The sequence below is a fragment of the Methylosinus sp. is20ea genome (assembly GCF_059718135.1).
Map to the genome: position 1 here is coordinate 1,083,345 of NZ_AP046088.1, position 15,337 is coordinate 1,098,681.

The window sequence follows — 15,337 nt, forward strand, 5'->3', positions numbered from 1 at the left end:
GCGCAATGTCTTCCAAAGTCTCCGCTCCTGGCCTGTTCGATCGGGCCATTCTGCGCCGCGCCGCGATCGACGCTTTCCGCAAGCTCGATCCGCGCAAGCTGGCGCGCAATCCCGTGATCTTCGTCACGGAAGTCGTCTCCGCCGTGGTGACGATTCTCTTCCTCCGCGATCTCGTCGCGACGGACGGCGACACGCTGTTCTCCGGTCAGATCGCCGCCTGGCTGTGGTTCACCGTGCTGTTCGCCAATTTCGCGGAAGCGGTCGCCGAAGGGCGCGGCAAGGCGCAAGCCGACGCGCTGCGCCGCACGCGCAGCGACGCCAAGGCGAGGCTACGCAGAGGCGGCGCCATCGAGACGGTCTCGGCGCTCGATCTGCGAATCGGCGATGTCGTCCTCGTCGAGGCGGGCGATCTCGTCCCCGGCGACGGCGAGGTGATCGCAGGCGTCGCCTCGGTCAACGAATCCGCCATCACCGGCGAATCCGCGCCGGTCATTCGCGAGGCCGGCGGCGACCGCTCGGCAGTCACCGGCGGCACGAGCGTGCTCTCCGATTGGATCGAGGTGAAGATCACCGCGGCGCCGGGCTCGACCTTCATCGACCGCATGATCGCGCTCGTCGAAGGCGCCGAGCGGCAGAAGACGCCGAACGAGCTCGCTCTCTCCATTCTTTTGTCGGGGCTGACGATCATCTTCCTCATCGTCTGCGTGACGCTGTGGCCGCTCGCGAGCTATTCGGGAACCATGCTGTCGCTCACTGTGCTCGCGGCGCTGCTCGTCTGCCTCATTCCGACGACGATCGGCGGCCTGTTGTCGGCGATCGGCATCGCCGGCATGGATCGGCTCATCCGCTTCAATGTCATCGCCACATCGGGACGCGCGGTGGAGGCGGCCGGCGATGTCGACACGCTGCTGCTCGACAAGACCGGAACCATCACCTTCGGCAATCGCATGGCGGATGAATTCATCGCCGTCGGCGGCGTCGGCGAGCACGAGCTGGCCGAGGCGACGCTGCTGGCGTCGCTCGCCGATGAGACGCCGGAGGGCCGCTCCATCGTCGCGCTGGCGCTGAGCCGCTACGGCCTCGCGGCGCCGGAGCTCGGCAGCGACGCGCGCGTCGTGCCCTTCACCGCGCATACGCGCATGTCCGGCGTCGATCTACCGGGCCGCTCGCTGCGCAAAGGCGCCGTCGACGCCATACTCGCGCAGACCGATGCGCGCAGCGAGCGCGACGCCCCCGCGGCCGCGCGCATGAGCGGCGCCGTCGCGGAAATTCTGGAGCGCGCGGGACATTCGACGCTTCGCGCGCCCGAGGATTTCACCCGCGCAGTGGAACGCATCTCGCGCGCCGGCGGCACGCCGCTCGCCGTCAGCGAGAATGGAAGACTGCTCGGCGTCGTGCATTTGAAGGACATCATCAAGCCCGACATAAAGGCGCGCTTCGCCGCGCTGCGCGCCATGGGCATAAAGACGGTGATGGTCACGGGCGACAATCCCGTCACCGCGGCGGCCATCGCCTCGGAGGCCGGCGTCGATGATTTCATCGCCCAGGCGACGCCCGAGGACAAGCTCACCTATATTCGCAAGGAGCAGCAGGGCGGCCGACTCATCGCAATGTGCGGCGACGGCACCAATGACGCGCCGGCGCTGGCGCAGGCCGATGTCGGCGTCGCCATGCAGACCGGCACGCAGGCGGCGCGCGAAGCCGGCAATATGGTCGATCTCGACAGCGATCCGACCAAGCTCATCGAGATCGTCGCCATCGGCAAGCAGCTCTTGATGACGCGCGGCTCATTGACGACCTTCTCCATCGCCAATGACGTCGCCAAATATTTCGCCATCATCCCGGCGCTGTTCGTCGTGACCTATCCAGAGCTCGGCGCGCTCAATGTGATGAAGCTCGCCTCGCCGCAATCGGCGATCCTCTCAGCGGTGGTGTTCAACGCGCTGATCATCATCACGCTCATTCCGCTCGCGCTGAAGGGCGTCGCCTATCGGCCGGTCGGCGCCGCGGCGCTGCTGCGGCGAAACCTACTGATCTATGGTCTCGGCGGCGTCATCGTCCCCTTCATCGGCATAAAGATCATCGATCTCATCGTCACCGCTCTGCATCTCGCGTGAGGAAACTTCCCATGACGTCGCATATTCGTCCGGCGATCGTGATGATCGCCCTCTTCACCCTTCTCACCGGCCTCGCCTATCCTCTGGCGATCACCGGCATAGCGCAGCTCGCCTTTCCGGAACGGGCGAACGGCAGCCTCCTCGAACGCGAGGGCGTCGTCGTCGGCTCTTCGCTGATCGGCCAGAGCTTCGCGTCCGACCGCTATTTCCACGGTCGCCCTTCGGCGACGACGGCGCCGGACCCCAATGATGCGAGCAAGACGATCGACGCGCCTTACAATGCGGCGAATTCCGGCGGCTCCAATCTCGGCCCGACCTCGAAAAAGCTCGTCGATCGCGTCGACGCCGCGATAGAGGCGGAATTTGCGGCGGGACGCATAGATGTCGTCGCCGCCGACGCGGTGACGACCTCCGCCTCGGGTCTCGATCCGCATATCTCGCCGCGCTTCGCGCTGGCGCAAGCCGCTGCCGTGGCCGCGGCGCGCGGCCTGCCGGAGGCGCGTGTGCGCGCGCTGGTCGAGACGCATGTCGAGCCGCGGTTCATGGGCTTCATCGGCGAGCCGCGGGTCAATGTGCTCGCGCTCAATCTGGCGCTGGACACGCTCGCGCGAGCGCAGGCGTCGCGGTGAGCCCTCTTCCGTCCGGAGGCGCGAAGCCCTAATGAAGGAGCGACGTCACCCTATCCGGATCATGCGATGAATGTCCTCCTCATCGGCTCCGGCGGCCGCGAACATGCGATCGCCCGGGCTCTCTCGAAAAGCGCGCTTCTCTCGCGGCTCTACGCCGCGCCCGGCAATCCGGGCATGGCGGAGGTCGCGGAGATCGTTCGTCTCGATGTTTCGGATTATGCGACCGTCGCGCATTTCTGCGCGGAAAAGGACATAGGGCTCGTCGTGATCGGACCCGAGCAGCCGCTCGTCGAAGGCCTCGCCGATTCTCTGCGCGAGACGGGCGTCGCTGTGTTCGGCCCGTCCGCGGCCGCCGCGCGGCTCGAAGGCTCGAAGGGTTTCGTCAAGGACCTCTGCCGCGCGAATCATATTCCGACCGCCGATTACGAGCGCTTCGACGATGAGCAGAAAGCGCGCGCCTATTTGCGCGAGAGGGGCGCGCCGATCGTGGTGAAGGCCGACGGCCTCGCCGCCGGCAAGGGCGTCGTCGTCGCCGAGACGCTCGAGGAGGCCGAGCGCGCCGTCGAATCCATGTTCTCCGGCGCCTTCGGCAAATCGGGCGCGGAAGTGGTGATCGAAGAAAAGCTCGAGGGCGAGGAGGCCTCCTTCTTCGTGCTCTGCGACGGGACGCGCGCGCTGCCTTTCGCCTCGGCGCAGGATCACAAGCGCGCGGGCGACGGCGACACGGGGCCGAACACCGGCGGCATGGGCGCCTATTCGCCGGCGCCCTGCTTCACCGCCGAGATCGAAGCGCGCGTGATGGCGGAGATCGTCGCGCCGACGCTGCGCGCCATGCGCGAGATGGGCGCGCCCTTTCAAGGCGTGCTCTTCGTCGGGCTGATGCTGACGAAGGACGGCCCGAAGCTCATCGAGTTCAATGTGCGCTTCGGCGATCCGGAAACGCAGGTCATGCTGCCGCGCCTCGAGGACGATCTGCTCGCGCTGATGCTCGCCGCGGCGACGGGAGCGCTGCCGCAGACGCCGCTGCGATTCTCGCCGCAGACCGCGCTCACTGTCGTGCTGGCGGCGAATGGCTATCCGGGAACGCCGCTGATCGGCACGGAAATAAAGGGCCTCGCGCGCGCCGGCGCAATAGCGGGCGTCGTCGTCACTCACGCCGGCACGCGGCGGGATGGCGACAAGCTCCTCGCCGCGGGCGGGCGCGTGCTCAATGTCACCGCGCTCGGCGACACGGTTCGCGCGGCGCAGGCGCTCGCCTATCGCGGCGTCGATGCGATCGACTGGCCGCAAGGCTTTTGTCGCCGCGACATAGGCTGGCGCGCGATGGAGCGCGAGACATAGAGTCTGTTTGATTTGACGCGTTTCCAACGCCGAACCGGCGTCCACTTCCGCTGGAAACGCTCGAGAGCGAGAGCGCTCTGCATGAGGAGGCCGCATGGACAAGATCGCGCCCAATCTCACCGGCGTGCCGGAGACCATGTTGTGGACGCTGCACAATCGCGCCGGCGAAGCGTTGCGCGAGGACGGCCTGCTGCAGGATCGAAAGCTCGTCGAAATCTATCGCGCGCTCGATTATGATTATGAAGCGAGCTTCGGCAAGGCGCAGCCCTCGCACGCCAGCCGCGCAGTCGTCTTCGACGCTGAGATACGCGCCTTTTTGACTGCGCATCCGGACGGCGTGATCGTCAATCTCGGCGAAGGTCTGGAGACGCACCGCTTTCGCATCGCCGACAATGGCCGAGCGCTGTGGATCACGGTGGATCTGCCGGAATCGATCGCCATACGCGAGCGCTTCATAAAGCCGGACGAGCGCCATCGCCATGTCGCGCTGAGCGCGCTCGACCGCCGCTGGTTCGACGAGGTTCCGCCCGGGCGCGCCGTCTTCATCACGGCGCAGGGCCTGTTCATGTATCTTCCGCCCGAGGAGACCGCGTCGCTCCTGCACGATATGGCGCTGCGCTTTCCGAAAGCGCTTCTGCTGTTCGACCATGTTCCGCGCTGGCTCTCGAAAGCGACGCTGAAAGGCCATAGGCTCACGCCGAATTTCACCATTCCGCCCATGCCCTGGGGAATCGACCGCAGCGAGATCGAGCCGACGATGCGAAGCTGGGCGGCGATCGAGACGGTGGAGATATTGGATTACCGATTCTATCGCGGCTGGCGCGGGCTCGTGTTTCGATGGCTCTCGCGCTTCGCTTTCTGGCGCGAGCGCGTGCCCGCGATCACGCGCGTGACCTTCGCCTGACGAGAGGCCGCGGCGAAGCCGAAAGAGCGCGATCGAGCGTCGGCCCTATTATCGCCATGGTGAAGCCGGAATGCTCCGATGAGCAACGCCATTCGGCGAGAATGACGAAATTTGCCCGAACGCCATTTCAACGATCGAAAAGTCCCCCGCTGCGGCGCATGTCGATCGGAATATCGTAAGGAGCCAAGTCATGAGCGACGACAGCTGGGATTATGGCGAAGCCGCCGATTTCGTGCAGAAAAGCGCGCAACCGGGCATGGCGCGGGAGCTGCTGCGCGCCGCCGCGACGCCGCTCGACAAGAATTATCCCAATATTTTTATTACCTATTACTCTTTGCCGGATTGGCTCGCCACTTACAGCCAACCCGGTCCCTCACGGTTCCTCGCTTCGTCGCAACCGCATTTCAGACGCACGGCCGTCCGCCAGCGTCCATTCCCGCAAGTCGTTCACGAATACCGATTTGCGGCGCATAAATATCAGCAGGATGTCGCCGAAGCATTCGCGCCGATCCGGGGCGGCAAGACCGGGCAGGCTCTGCTCGGAGAGATCGCCGCCAATAAGCGTCGCTCCGTTTCGATCATGCCGCACGACCATTGGGCGCATGTGCTGCTGCCCGGCCCGCTCAACGCGACGCCGCGGCCGATTTCTCCTAAGACCAACCTCGGATATGTGAGCGACGGCTTGCGCAGCAATGATGCGGATTCCTACGCGAGAGGCGCGCCGATTCGTGGCGACGACAACGAGCCCGCCGGCGGCGTCGGCACAGGCAGGGGCGCCGATGTGCTGCTCTACTATTCGCCCGCGGATTGGCTGGCGAAAGACTCCTCCTTCGCTGGAGCGCGAGCAGACGAAGTGCTGTTTCATGAGCTCATCCATGTGACGCGGGAGTTGCGCGGCCTGCAGACGCGGCTCCCGGTCGAGGGAGGCGGCGGCTATGGAAACGAGGAAGAATATCTCGCCACCATGCTGACCAACCTCTATCTGTCCGAAAAAGGCGCGCCTCTGCGCGGAGCCTATGACGGCCCCGGCGGCCGACCGACCAAAATAGAGGTGAATGGCGAGCCGATGTTCTATGTGATCGCGGCCCCGCCCAAGAACTGGGACGTCATGACGAACCCGGACGCGTTCTACGACAACCCCGGCAAGACGAGCACGTCTCCGGACGCTCTCATCACGCGCTTCAAGAGCGGCCAGCGTAGCTTTTATCGCGATTTGTCGCTGCTTCCCGAAAATCGGCCCAAGTTCAATCCGATCCGGGAATATGAGCATCGCCATCAGCCTTGATCGCCGCGCACGGGCGGCAGTCGCGGGCCCGCTACGCGCTCGGCGCACGGGCGGCGAAGATCATGCAGGTCGTCGTCGCATGGGCGAGCAGCCGCTGGCGCGCATCATAGAGCCGCGCTTCCGCCGTCGCGACGCTGCGGCCCTGGTGCAGCACTTTCCCCTCGGCGCGAATCTCGGCGGCCGCGGAGATCGCGCGGGTGAAATTCACCTTGAACTCGAGCGTTGTATAGAGCTGGCCGGGCGGCAGAGTCGTATGCACGGCGCAGCTCATCGTCGAATCGAGCAGCGCGGCGACATAGCCGCCGTGAACCGTTCCGAGCGGATTATAATGCCGCTCGTCCGGCGTCGCCGTGAAGACGACGCGCCCGCTCTCGATTTCGACCGGACGGAAGCCGAAATAGAGCATCAGAGGCGGAACAGGCAGCGCGCCCTCGCCCATGGCTCTGACGACGTCCAATCCGCTCATCGATCGCAGGCTCTCGAGCGGCAAGGCGCCGGCGACATAGGACGGCTTTTCGGACGGCTTTTCCTCGGACATGAGGCTGCTCCCCTCTGGCCATGCCAAACTGCGTCATATATTTAGTTTCGTCAAGAGACCAAATCGATCCGGCGGGCGCCATGAGAAACGACCAATTCCCCTCTCAGACCTGTTCCGTGGCCCGTGCGCTGGAGATTGTCGGCGAGTGGTGGACGCTGCTGATCATCCGCGAGGCCTTTTGCGGGACGCGGCGCTTCGGCGAATTCGAGCGCAATCTCGGCGTCGCCAAAAACGTGCTGAGCGACAGGCTGTCCAAGCTCGTCGCCTGCGGCGTGATGGAGCGCGTCGATGTTCCGGGCCGCGGCAATCCGCGCGACTATCGCCTGACCGAGAAAGGCCGCGACCTATTCCCGATTCTGGTCGCGCTGATGCAATGGGGCGATCGCTGGGCGGCGACGGCGGGCCCGCCGCTGCGCCTGGTGGAGCAGGCCACCGGCGAGGAGATCGCCGCGCTGCGCGTGATCGGAGCCGGCGGCGGAGGGCTCGCGCCGGACGAGGTGCGGATCGAGCCCGGGCCGGGCGCCGATGAGAGGGTCCGCCGCCGTTTCGCCGCAAATGCACCGGAAATACCCCGGAGATGACGGGCCCTCCGGCGCCGGCTATCGTCGCTGCAGCGCAGCGAATCAGGCGCGGCGGAACGGCCGAACGGCTCGAACGGGGGTTGAACCTTCGGCCGGTTTCGTGTGAATGCTCTCTCGTCTCTTGTGGATCGCCGGCTCGATGACGCGCAATTTTTCCATCGTCGCGCCCGGCGCCGCCGGAACATCTCGCGGAACGGGGGCGGGCCGCGCGTCCATCCGGGTGCGATCGAACGCACAGCTCTCGCCGTCGTTTTTCCGCAATGCGGCGTTCGAATGTCGCTGCTGACATGAGCTTGAGAGCGGACCCGGCCGAACGTCTGACAACGCCGCCCGAGAGCGAGGCGCCCGCGAAGCGCCGACTCGCGCCCATTATTCTGTCGGCGCTGGTTCATGTTGTCCTTCTGGCCGCTTTTCTGCTCGAGCAATTGCTGCTGTCGAACGAAATTCCGACGCAGGAACAGGAAATTCCGCTGGAGGTGGTCGCCGAGGCGCCGCAGCCGCCGCCGCAGGAACAGCCGCAGCCCGAGCCGGAGCCCGAGAAGGAGCAGCCCAAGCCCGAGGAGAAGCAGAAGCAGAAGCCCCCGCCGCCACAAAAGCTCGTCGACGACGAGAAGCCAGCCTTCGACGCGCCGCGCGCGCCCAATCAGGAGAAGGTCGATCGCGAGGCGCCGGATCAGGAGACCAAATCCGCCCGCCGCGAGCCGCCCAATGAGCAGCACGCCGCCAAGCCCGCGCCCGAGAAAGCCGACCCGCAAAAGCAGCAGGCCGCTGCGGCGAAGCCCGAGCCCGCGACGCCCAAGGCCGAGGAGGACAAGGCCGACGCCGAGATCGTCGAGCAAGCGCAGCCGCAATTGGAGGCGCGGCTCGACGACAAGCAGGGCGAGGTCGAGATCAAGGCCTCGCCGGAGCCCAAGCCGAAATCCATCGCCGATCAGCTCGCCTCGCTGGAGCCGCTGCCGGACTTCAAGCTCGGCGGCTCCTCCAAGACTGCGCCGGTGAGCGGCGGCACGGCGAAGACCACTTATCTCTCGGTGCTGTTCGGCCTCATCATGCGGCATATGAATGTGCCGCCGTCGCTGCGCAACAAGACGACGCCCAATCACGGCGTCGTGGTGTTCTTCATCGACGAGGGGGGACATCTCACCCATCAGGCGGTCTATCGATCGAGCGGCTTTCCCGATCTCGACAATGCCGCGCTCTCCGCCGTGCGCCGCGCGGCGCCTTTTCCCGCGCCGCCCTATGGCCATCCACGCGGAATCCAGTTCCACTTCGATCCGAAATGAGGTCGTTTTGAGCGTAGTGTCGGCGCAGGCGCGTGACGCGACAGAGCCAGGAGCGCAACCGCCGCTGCTGCGCGTGACGGGCCTTTCCAAATCCTATCCCGGGCCGCAGGGCCCGCTGCCCGTGCTGCGCGACGTCGACCTCGCGCTCGGCGCCGGCGAGAGTCTCGCGCTGATGGGCGAGTCGGGCAGCGGCAAGAGCACGCTGCTGCATCTCGTCGCCGGGCTCGATCATGCCGATGGCGGCGCCATCCGCGTCGACGACATAGAGGTGACGAAGCTCGACGACGACGGCCGCGCCGCGCTGCGCCGCAAGACGCTCGGCGTCGTGTTCCAGCAGTTCAATCTCGTGCCGAGCCTCACTGTCGGCGATAATCTTTCTCTGCAGGCGCGGCTCGCCGGGCGTCACGATCGCGACTGGCGCGACGCGCTCGCCGATCGCCTCGGCCTTGCGGCGCTGCTCGACCGCTATCCCGAGCAATTGTCGGGCGGCCAGCAGCAGCGTGTCGCCGTCGGCCGCGCGCTGGCGCCGCGCCCGCGACTGCTGCTCGCCGACGAGCCGACCGGCAATCTGGACGAAGCCACCGGCGACGCCGTGCTCGATCTGCTGCTCGAGCTCGCCGCCACGGCGGGCGCGGCGGTGCTGATGGTCACTCATAGCGCGCGCCTCGCCGGTCGGCTGGGCCGCCGCGCCACGCTCGCGGCCGGAAGGCTGGTCGAGCCGTGAGACAATTCCTCTATGCGCTCGCCACATTGGCCAGCCATTGGCGGCGGCGCCCGGGCCAATTCGCCGCGCTCTTCGTCGGACTCGCTGTGGCCACGGCTCTGTGGAGCGGCGTCGCGGCGCTGAATGATCAGGCGCGCAGCAGCTATGACCGCGCGGCCGGCGCGCTCGGCGTCGGCGCCTCGCCGAGCCTCGTCGCGGCGAGCGGCGGCTTTTTTTCGCAGGATATTTTCGTCGCTCTGCGGCGCGCGGGCTGGAAGGTCTCGCCCGTGATCGAGGGAACGATCCGCCTCGGCGACAAGGCCTATCGCCTGCTCGGCGTCGAGCCGCTGACGCTGCCCAAAATCTCCAGCGACAAAATGCCGGAGGGCGAGGGTCTGAATGATTTCCTCGGGCCGCCCGGCCGCGCGCTGGTCGCGCCGCAGACATTGCGCGCGCTCGCGCTCACAGAGGGCGCGACGCCGGCGCTCGGCGACGCGGACCTTCTGCCGCCGCTCGCGATCGAGAAAGATCTCGCGCCGGGGATGATCGTCGTCGACATAGGCGTCGCGCAACGCCTGCTGCATCGACCAGGGCGCCTGTCGCGCCTCCTGCTCGCCGAAGACGCTGCGCCGGATGCGCCATCATTGGAAAGTCTCGGCGGCGAGGCCTTGCGCCACGTCGAGGCGGATGAGGCGCCGGAGCTCGCCAAGCTCACCGACAGCTTCCATCTCAATCTCACCGCTTTCGGCCTGCTGGCCTATGTGGTGGGGCTCTTCATCGCGCACGCCTCTTTCGGCCTCGCCTTCGAGCAGCGCCTGCCGATCATCCGCACTTTGCGCGCGATCGGCGTATCGCTGCGCGCATTGACCGGCGCGCTGGTCGCGGAGCTGATGCTGCTCGCCCTTCTCGCCGGCGCGGCGGGAATGGTCGGCGGCTATCTCATCGCCGCCGCTCTGCTGCCGGACATGGCCGCGAGCCTCGAGGGCCTCTATGGCGCCGAGCTCGATGGCGCGCTCGGCCTCGCGCCCTCTTGGTGGGCGTCCGGCATCGGCATGGCGCTCATCGGCGCGACGATCGCCGCGGCGAGCGGCCTCGTCAAGACGCTACGCCTGCCCGTGCTCGCCATTGCGCAGCCCTTCGCCTGGCGCGAGGCGCAGCGGCATTGGCTGCTCCGCCAGGGGGCGCTCGCCGCTCTGGCGCTCGCCGGCGCGGCGGCGGCGCTGCTGTTCGGCGACGGGCTCGAGGCGGGTTTTATCTCCATGGCGGGATTGCTGCTCGGCGCGGCGCTCGCATTGCCGCTGCCGCTCGCCGCTGTGCTGCGGCTCGGTGAGACGCGCGCGCGCGGCCCGCTCGCCAAATGGTTCTTCGCCGATGCGCTGCAGCAGCTTCCTGGCCTCTCGCTGGCGCTGATGGCGCTGCTGCTCGCGCTCTCCACCAATATCGGCGTCGGCTCGATGGTCGAGGGTTTTCGTCGCACATTCGCGCAATGGCTCGACCAGCGCCTCGTCGCCGAAATCTATTTCGAGGCGTCGAGCGAGACGCAGGCGCGCGCAATCGAGACATGGCTCGCCGCGCGCAAGGACGTCGCCGCCGTTCTGCCGCTGTGCAAGGCGAGAACGACTTTGCGCTCCTCGTCCGTCGCAAGTTCTTGGCCCGTCGAGCTGGTCGGCGCGCCGCCGCACGAAACCTTCGGCGCGCATTTCCCGCTGCTCGACGCGCGCGCCGACGCTTGGGGCGGCGTCGCGCGCGGCGATGGCGCGCTGGTCAGCGAGCAGCTCGCGCGGCGTCTTCGCCTCGCGCTCGGCTCCTATCTCGACATAGCGACGCCGACAGGAAATTGGCGCGTCGAGATCGTCGGAATCTATCCCGATTACGGCGCCGCCAAGGGCCAGATGCGCGTCGATCACGCTGCGCTCTCGGCGCGCTGGCCGGACGCGCGCCGGCTGGACTATATGCTGCGCGCGCGGCCCGAGGACGCGCCCGACATCATGCTCGCATTGCAGACGCAGTTCGGCGCCGGCGTCGCGCGCATCATCGATCAGGCTGCGCTGAAGCAACGCTCGACGACGATATTCGAGCGCACTTTCGCAATCACCGCCGCGCTCGACGCGCTGACGCTCGTCGTCTCGGCCATTGCGCTGTTTGCGAGCCTCACCACTCTCGCCGCCGCACGCGTCGCGCAGCTCGCGCCGCTCTGGGCGGTCGGCGTCTCGCGGCGCAGCCTCTCCTGGTTCGAGTTCGCGCGCGTCACGCTGTTCGCGGCGGCGACGGCGCTCGTCTCCGTGCCGCTCGGCCTCGCCCTCGCCTATGACCTCGTCGCTGTCGTCAATGTGCGCGCCTTCGGCTGGCGATTGCCCTTTCACCTCTTTCCGTCGCAATGGCTCGAGGTTTTCGCTCTCGCGCTGCTTACTGCGGCGCTCGCCTCGCTCATGCCCATACGTCGCCTCGCGCGCGTCGCGCCGGCCTCGCTGCTCGCGGTCTTCGCCAATGAACGCTGAGCCTCTGCGCGCTCTGCTTCTCGCGCTGGCGCTATGCGCCCCTTCGCCCACATGCGCGGCCGGCTTCGCCGGCCTCGGCGATGACGCTCGAGGCTTCGCCGAACCCACGCCGGGCCAGGCCCTCGTCTTTCCGCGCGATCATGGCGCGCATCCGCAATTCCGGATCGAATGGTGGTATCTCACCGCCAATCTGAGAGACGAATCCGGCCGCGCCTATGGCGCGCAATGGACCTTGTTCCGCCATGCGCGCGCGCCGCACGAGGGCGAAGGCTGGGACGATCCGCAAGCCTTTGTCGCGCACGCCGCCGTGACGACGGACACGCTTCATCTCTTCGCCGAGACGCGCGCGCGCGGCGGCGTCGGACAGGCGGGCGTCGAGGCCGCGCCATTCCGCGCCTTTATCGACAATTGGTCCTTTTCCGCGAAAGAGCCGAATCTCTCCGGCGGCGAAATCACCGCTGTCGCGCCGCGCTTTCGCTATTCCCTCGCGCTGTCCGCCGAGAAGCCGCTCGCTTTGCATGGCGAAGCCGGCTACAGTCGCAAATCCGAGAGTGGACAGGCCTCCTATTACTACAGCCAGCCCTTCTTCTCCGTCGAAGGCGCGCTCGCGATCGACGGCGTCGAGCGCAAGGTCACGGGCCGCGCCTGGATGGATCATGAATGGAGCAGCCGTCCGCTCGCGGCGGATCAGAAAGGCTGGGACTGGTTCTCGCTGCATCTCGACAGCGGCGCGCGGCTGATGCTGTTTCGCCTGCGCAGCGACAAGACGCTTCCCTTCCTATCGGGAAGCTTCATCGCCGCGGATGGCATGACAAAGACACTCGCGCGCGACGATATTTTCCTCGAGCCGCTCGAGCAGAGCCTCGTCTCCGGCCGCCTGCTACCGACGCGCTGGCGCGTGCAGGTGAAGAGCCTGCGCCTCGACATAGACGCGAAGCCGCTCAATTCGCAGAGCTTCATGGGCACGGGCGTCGGCTATTTCGAAGGGCCGATCTCCTTCGCCGGCTCGCAGCGCGGCGAGGGCTATCTCGAAATGACCGGATACTGAAGCGCGGCCTTTTTTCGCCGCCGAAGCTTGATCCGAATGTCATCGGCTCTATCCATAGTCGGGTTGCTTTCTTCTGACGCAACGCTCTCGCCGGCGCCGCCCGGCGGCGCTCGCCAAGGGGATTTTTCGCATGTATCTGTCGCCGACATTTTTCCTCGATCTCGGTCTGCGCACCTTCACGCGCAATCCTTTCTTCAGCCGCGACCGTCTGAGCCTCGACGAGGGCGAGAGCGATTTTCGCCTGCTCGAGGGACAGGAGGGGCTCGTCGTCACATTGGGGCCGAACACCGCATTCTTCGATCGGCCCAATCGCTCCGTCTGCCGCTGGCCGGGCGTCAAGACGATCCCGCGCCAGAGCCCGCACCAGATTCCGCACAGGTCCTTCTTCGTCAATGAAGGGAGCGCCTTTCTGCAGATTTTCTGCGGCGGCGGCGATGTGCGGCTGAACCGCGTCACCACGCTCGGCGAGCAGCGGCAGATTCTCCTCTCCGCCGGCGACGGCAATGTCGTCGAGAAGATCGATCTCGCCGAGCTCGCGCGCGAAGGCGCGCCGGCGCTGAAGTTTTTGCAGCCGTCCTATCTCTGCTCCTCGGCCGAGGTGGCGATACGCTCGACGCCTTGCGACGCCGCGACCATGAGCTGGGCGCGCGCGCCTTACGTCTATCGCACGGAGGAGCTGGAGAGCGCGGCGCGACAGGCGATCCTGTGCCTGTCCGGCCGCACTATGGTCTGGTGCGAGCGGCTCGCGCCCGGCGAGAGCCGCGATTTCGCGCTCGGCAATGTCATAGCCGCGACGGAGAATATCGACTCCAAGCTGCGCCCGACGAGCCAATGCCATCCGAACGACGAAGACCCGGCGCCGCCGACGCGGCGCGGCGACGTCCCCGCCTCTGTCTCCCCCGCCAAGCCCGTGCGGACGCGGCTGCGCGAATTCGCCGATGCGACGCGCATATTGTTCGAATCGATGCGCGCGCGCGAGGGCTTCCTCGTCTGCGAATTGACCAACCACTCCGATCGGCCCGCCTATGTCTATGTGCAGCTCAACAAGGACGGCTTTTATGGCGGCTCCGGCTTCGTCGGCCTGATGGTGAAGCTCTTCTCGGCGTTTTTCCGCCTGTCGCATCTGCCGCTGCGCTCGTGAAGGCGCGGACGCTTCCAATCGCGGATTGCAACGAAATAGACCGCGTCACTTTCGCGCTCGCCAAGCGAGTGTTTCCAGCCGAAGCCGCATGCGCTATTCGCGCTCGAGCGGCAGGCCATTGTCGAGGAGCACGCCGCGCAGGTTGAGGATCGCCGGAAAAATCTCCTGATTGCGATCTTCGCCCTGCGTGTCGAAGGCCGCCTGCTCCAATTCGCAGATCCACCGATCTTCCGCGAAAATGCCATTGGTGAACCAGACGATGGCGGGCCAGAACAGATCGAGCAGAAACGGACGCTTCGACGGCCGCTTGATCATGATCATGCCGAATGTGTGATTGATCTTCTGCGCGCGATCGACCGGAATATAGCAATTCCACAGATCGAGCGCCGGCTCGCTCGCGCCGGCGGTCCAGAATTTCAGCGTCTGATACGGATAGTCGGTGCGGATCACCATTCGGTCGCCCGGCGGCGCGGCCAGCGCCTCCGGCGACAAGGGCGCGCGCTTGAAGCGCCATTTTCCGCGATTGAGAATGAAATTCTCGCCGAACGGCTGCCGACCGCTGACGCGCCGGAAGCTATAGGTCGCCTCGGCCCAGCCATCGCCCCTGCGACTGCCGAGAAAATAGGTCTTCACCCCGCCCATCAGCCTGCGATGCAGGAATTGATGGTTCATATCCATCAGATTCTCGTGCATGAAACTATAGTGGCAATGAGCGCGGCGGTTCAGATAACGGATCTTGTAGCGTTGGTCCGTGGCCGAAGGAATATTCGGGAAGGACGCCAGCGGCGCGCGCGCAGGATCGCCGGGAAACACGAAGACGAGGCCATAGGCCTCCCGGCACGGATAGCTGCGCACGCCGGGCGCCGCGCGGCTGCAGTCCGCCGCATAGGGCAGAGAGACGCAGGCGCCGCTCGCATCATAGGCCCAGCCATGATAGCCGCAACGTATCCGGTCCTCCTCGACGACGCCGGCGCTCAGCGGCACCTGCCGATGCGCGCAACGATCCTCGAGCGCGAAGACGACGCCCTGCCGCCCGCGCGCCAGCACGATGGGCTCGCCGGCGAAAGAGCAGGAATGCGTCTTGCCTGCCCGCACTTCGTCGCTGCGGGCGACCGGATACCAGAAATTGTGGTCCAGCGCGGTCTTGCGTATGTCCCGACGCAGCGCGGCCCCGGACTCGCGCTCCGCCAAAGTGGCAAATTCGTCACCCATACCCGATTCCATCACCGCAGGATCTCGCGCCCTAGGGTCGCGCCGCTCGGCTCTTAA

Annotated in this window: 13 protein-coding genes; 11 read left to right on the forward strand and 2 right to left on the reverse strand. The window is 66.5% G+C overall.

Translation table 11 applies throughout. The features are described from left to right. Positions 1 to 5: 5 nt before the first annotated feature. The 5 genes from kdpB (at position 6) to AC6IY7_RS04975 (ending at position 6,276) form a co-directional block, all read left to right on the forward strand. The gene (kdpB, locus tag AC6IY7_RS04955; protein ID WP_497781953.1) at positions 6 to 2,117 is read left to right on the forward strand and encodes a potassium-transporting ATPase subunit KdpB; all 2,112 of its coding nucleotides are present in this window, start codon (positions 6 to 8) and stop codon (positions 2,115 to 2,117) included. An 11-nt stretch (positions 2,118 to 2,128) separates the two neighbouring features. Next, entirely contained in the window at positions 2,129 to 2,746 is a 618-nt protein-coding gene (gene kdpC, locus AC6IY7_RS04960) for a potassium-transporting ATPase subunit KdpC (RefSeq protein ID WP_497781955.1), read from the forward strand. Positions 2,747 to 2,812: 66 nt separating this feature from the next. Next, positions 2,813 to 4,087: a phosphoribosylamine--glycine ligase gene (gene purD / locus AC6IY7_RS04965; RefSeq protein ID WP_497781956.1), complete on the forward strand. Its 1,275-nt coding sequence runs from the start codon at positions 2,813 to 2,815 to the stop codon at positions 4,085 to 4,087. Positions 4,088 to 4,181: 94 nt separating this feature from the next. Then, a complete protein-coding gene (locus AC6IY7_RS04970; RefSeq protein ID WP_497781957.1) occupies positions 4,182 to 4,991 on the forward strand; it encodes a class I SAM-dependent methyltransferase in 810 nt (269 codons plus the stop codon). 190 nt (positions 4,992 to 5,181) lie between these two features. Next, entirely contained in the window at positions 5,182 to 6,276 is a 1,095-nt protein-coding gene (locus AC6IY7_RS04975) for a hypothetical protein (RefSeq protein ID WP_497781959.1), read from the forward strand. A gap of 31 nt (positions 6,277 to 6,307) precedes the next feature. Here AC6IY7_RS04975 and AC6IY7_RS04980 read toward each other — a convergent pair whose 3' ends face one another. Continuing rightward, a complete protein-coding gene (locus tag AC6IY7_RS04980) occupies positions 6,308 to 6,814 on the reverse strand; it encodes a PaaI family thioesterase (protein ID WP_497781961.1) in 507 nt (168 codons plus the stop codon). 80 nt (positions 6,815 to 6,894) lie between these two features. On the opposite strand from AC6IY7_RS04980, the gene AC6IY7_RS04985 reads away from it, so the two are divergent. From AC6IY7_RS04985 to AC6IY7_RS05010, 6 genes are all read left to right on the forward strand, one after another. Further along, positions 6,895 to 7,395, forward strand: coding sequence for a winged helix-turn-helix transcriptional regulator (locus AC6IY7_RS04985; RefSeq protein ID WP_497781963.1), 501 nt, complete (start codon positions 6,895 to 6,897; stop codon positions 7,393 to 7,395). 287 nt (positions 7,396 to 7,682) lie between these two features. After that, on the forward strand, positions 7,683 to 8,678 hold the full coding sequence (locus AC6IY7_RS04990) for a cell envelope integrity TolA family protein (protein ID WP_497781965.1): 996 nt from the start codon (positions 7,683 to 7,685) through the stop codon (positions 8,676 to 8,678). 64 nt (positions 8,679 to 8,742) lie between these two features. Next, positions 8,743 to 9,402, forward strand: coding sequence for an ABC transporter ATP-binding protein (locus tag AC6IY7_RS04995; RefSeq protein WP_497782786.1), 660 nt, complete (start codon positions 8,743 to 8,745; stop codon positions 9,400 to 9,402). Beyond that, positions 9,399 to 11,879 carry an ABC transporter permease gene (locus AC6IY7_RS05000; RefSeq protein ID WP_497781966.1) on the forward strand — a complete coding sequence of 827 codons (2,481 nt, stop codon included), beginning with the start codon at positions 9,399 to 9,401 and terminating at the stop codon, positions 11,877 to 11,879. Before AC6IY7_RS04995 ends, AC6IY7_RS05000 begins: the two co-directional genes overlap by 4 nt. Beyond that, the gene (locus tag AC6IY7_RS05005; RefSeq protein ID WP_497781968.1) at positions 11,869 to 12,927 is read left to right on the forward strand and encodes a lipocalin-like domain-containing protein; all 1,059 of its coding nucleotides are present in this window, start codon (positions 11,869 to 11,871) and stop codon (positions 12,925 to 12,927) included. The genes AC6IY7_RS05000 and AC6IY7_RS05005 overlap by 11 nt, the downstream gene beginning before the upstream one ends. A gap of 130 nt (positions 12,928 to 13,057) precedes the next feature. After that, a complete protein-coding gene (locus AC6IY7_RS05010) occupies positions 13,058 to 14,068 on the forward strand; it encodes a hypothetical protein (RefSeq protein WP_497781969.1) in 1,011 nt (336 codons plus the stop codon). A gap of 93 nt (positions 14,069 to 14,161) precedes the next feature. On the opposite strand, the gene AC6IY7_RS05015 is transcribed toward AC6IY7_RS05010, so the two are convergent. Continuing rightward, the gene (locus tag AC6IY7_RS05015) at positions 14,162 to 15,280 is read right to left on the reverse strand and encodes a Rieske 2Fe-2S domain-containing protein (protein WP_497781971.1); all 1,119 of its coding nucleotides are present in this window, start codon (positions 15,278 to 15,280) and stop codon (positions 14,162 to 14,164) included. Positions 15,281 to 15,337: the final 57 nt, after the last annotated feature.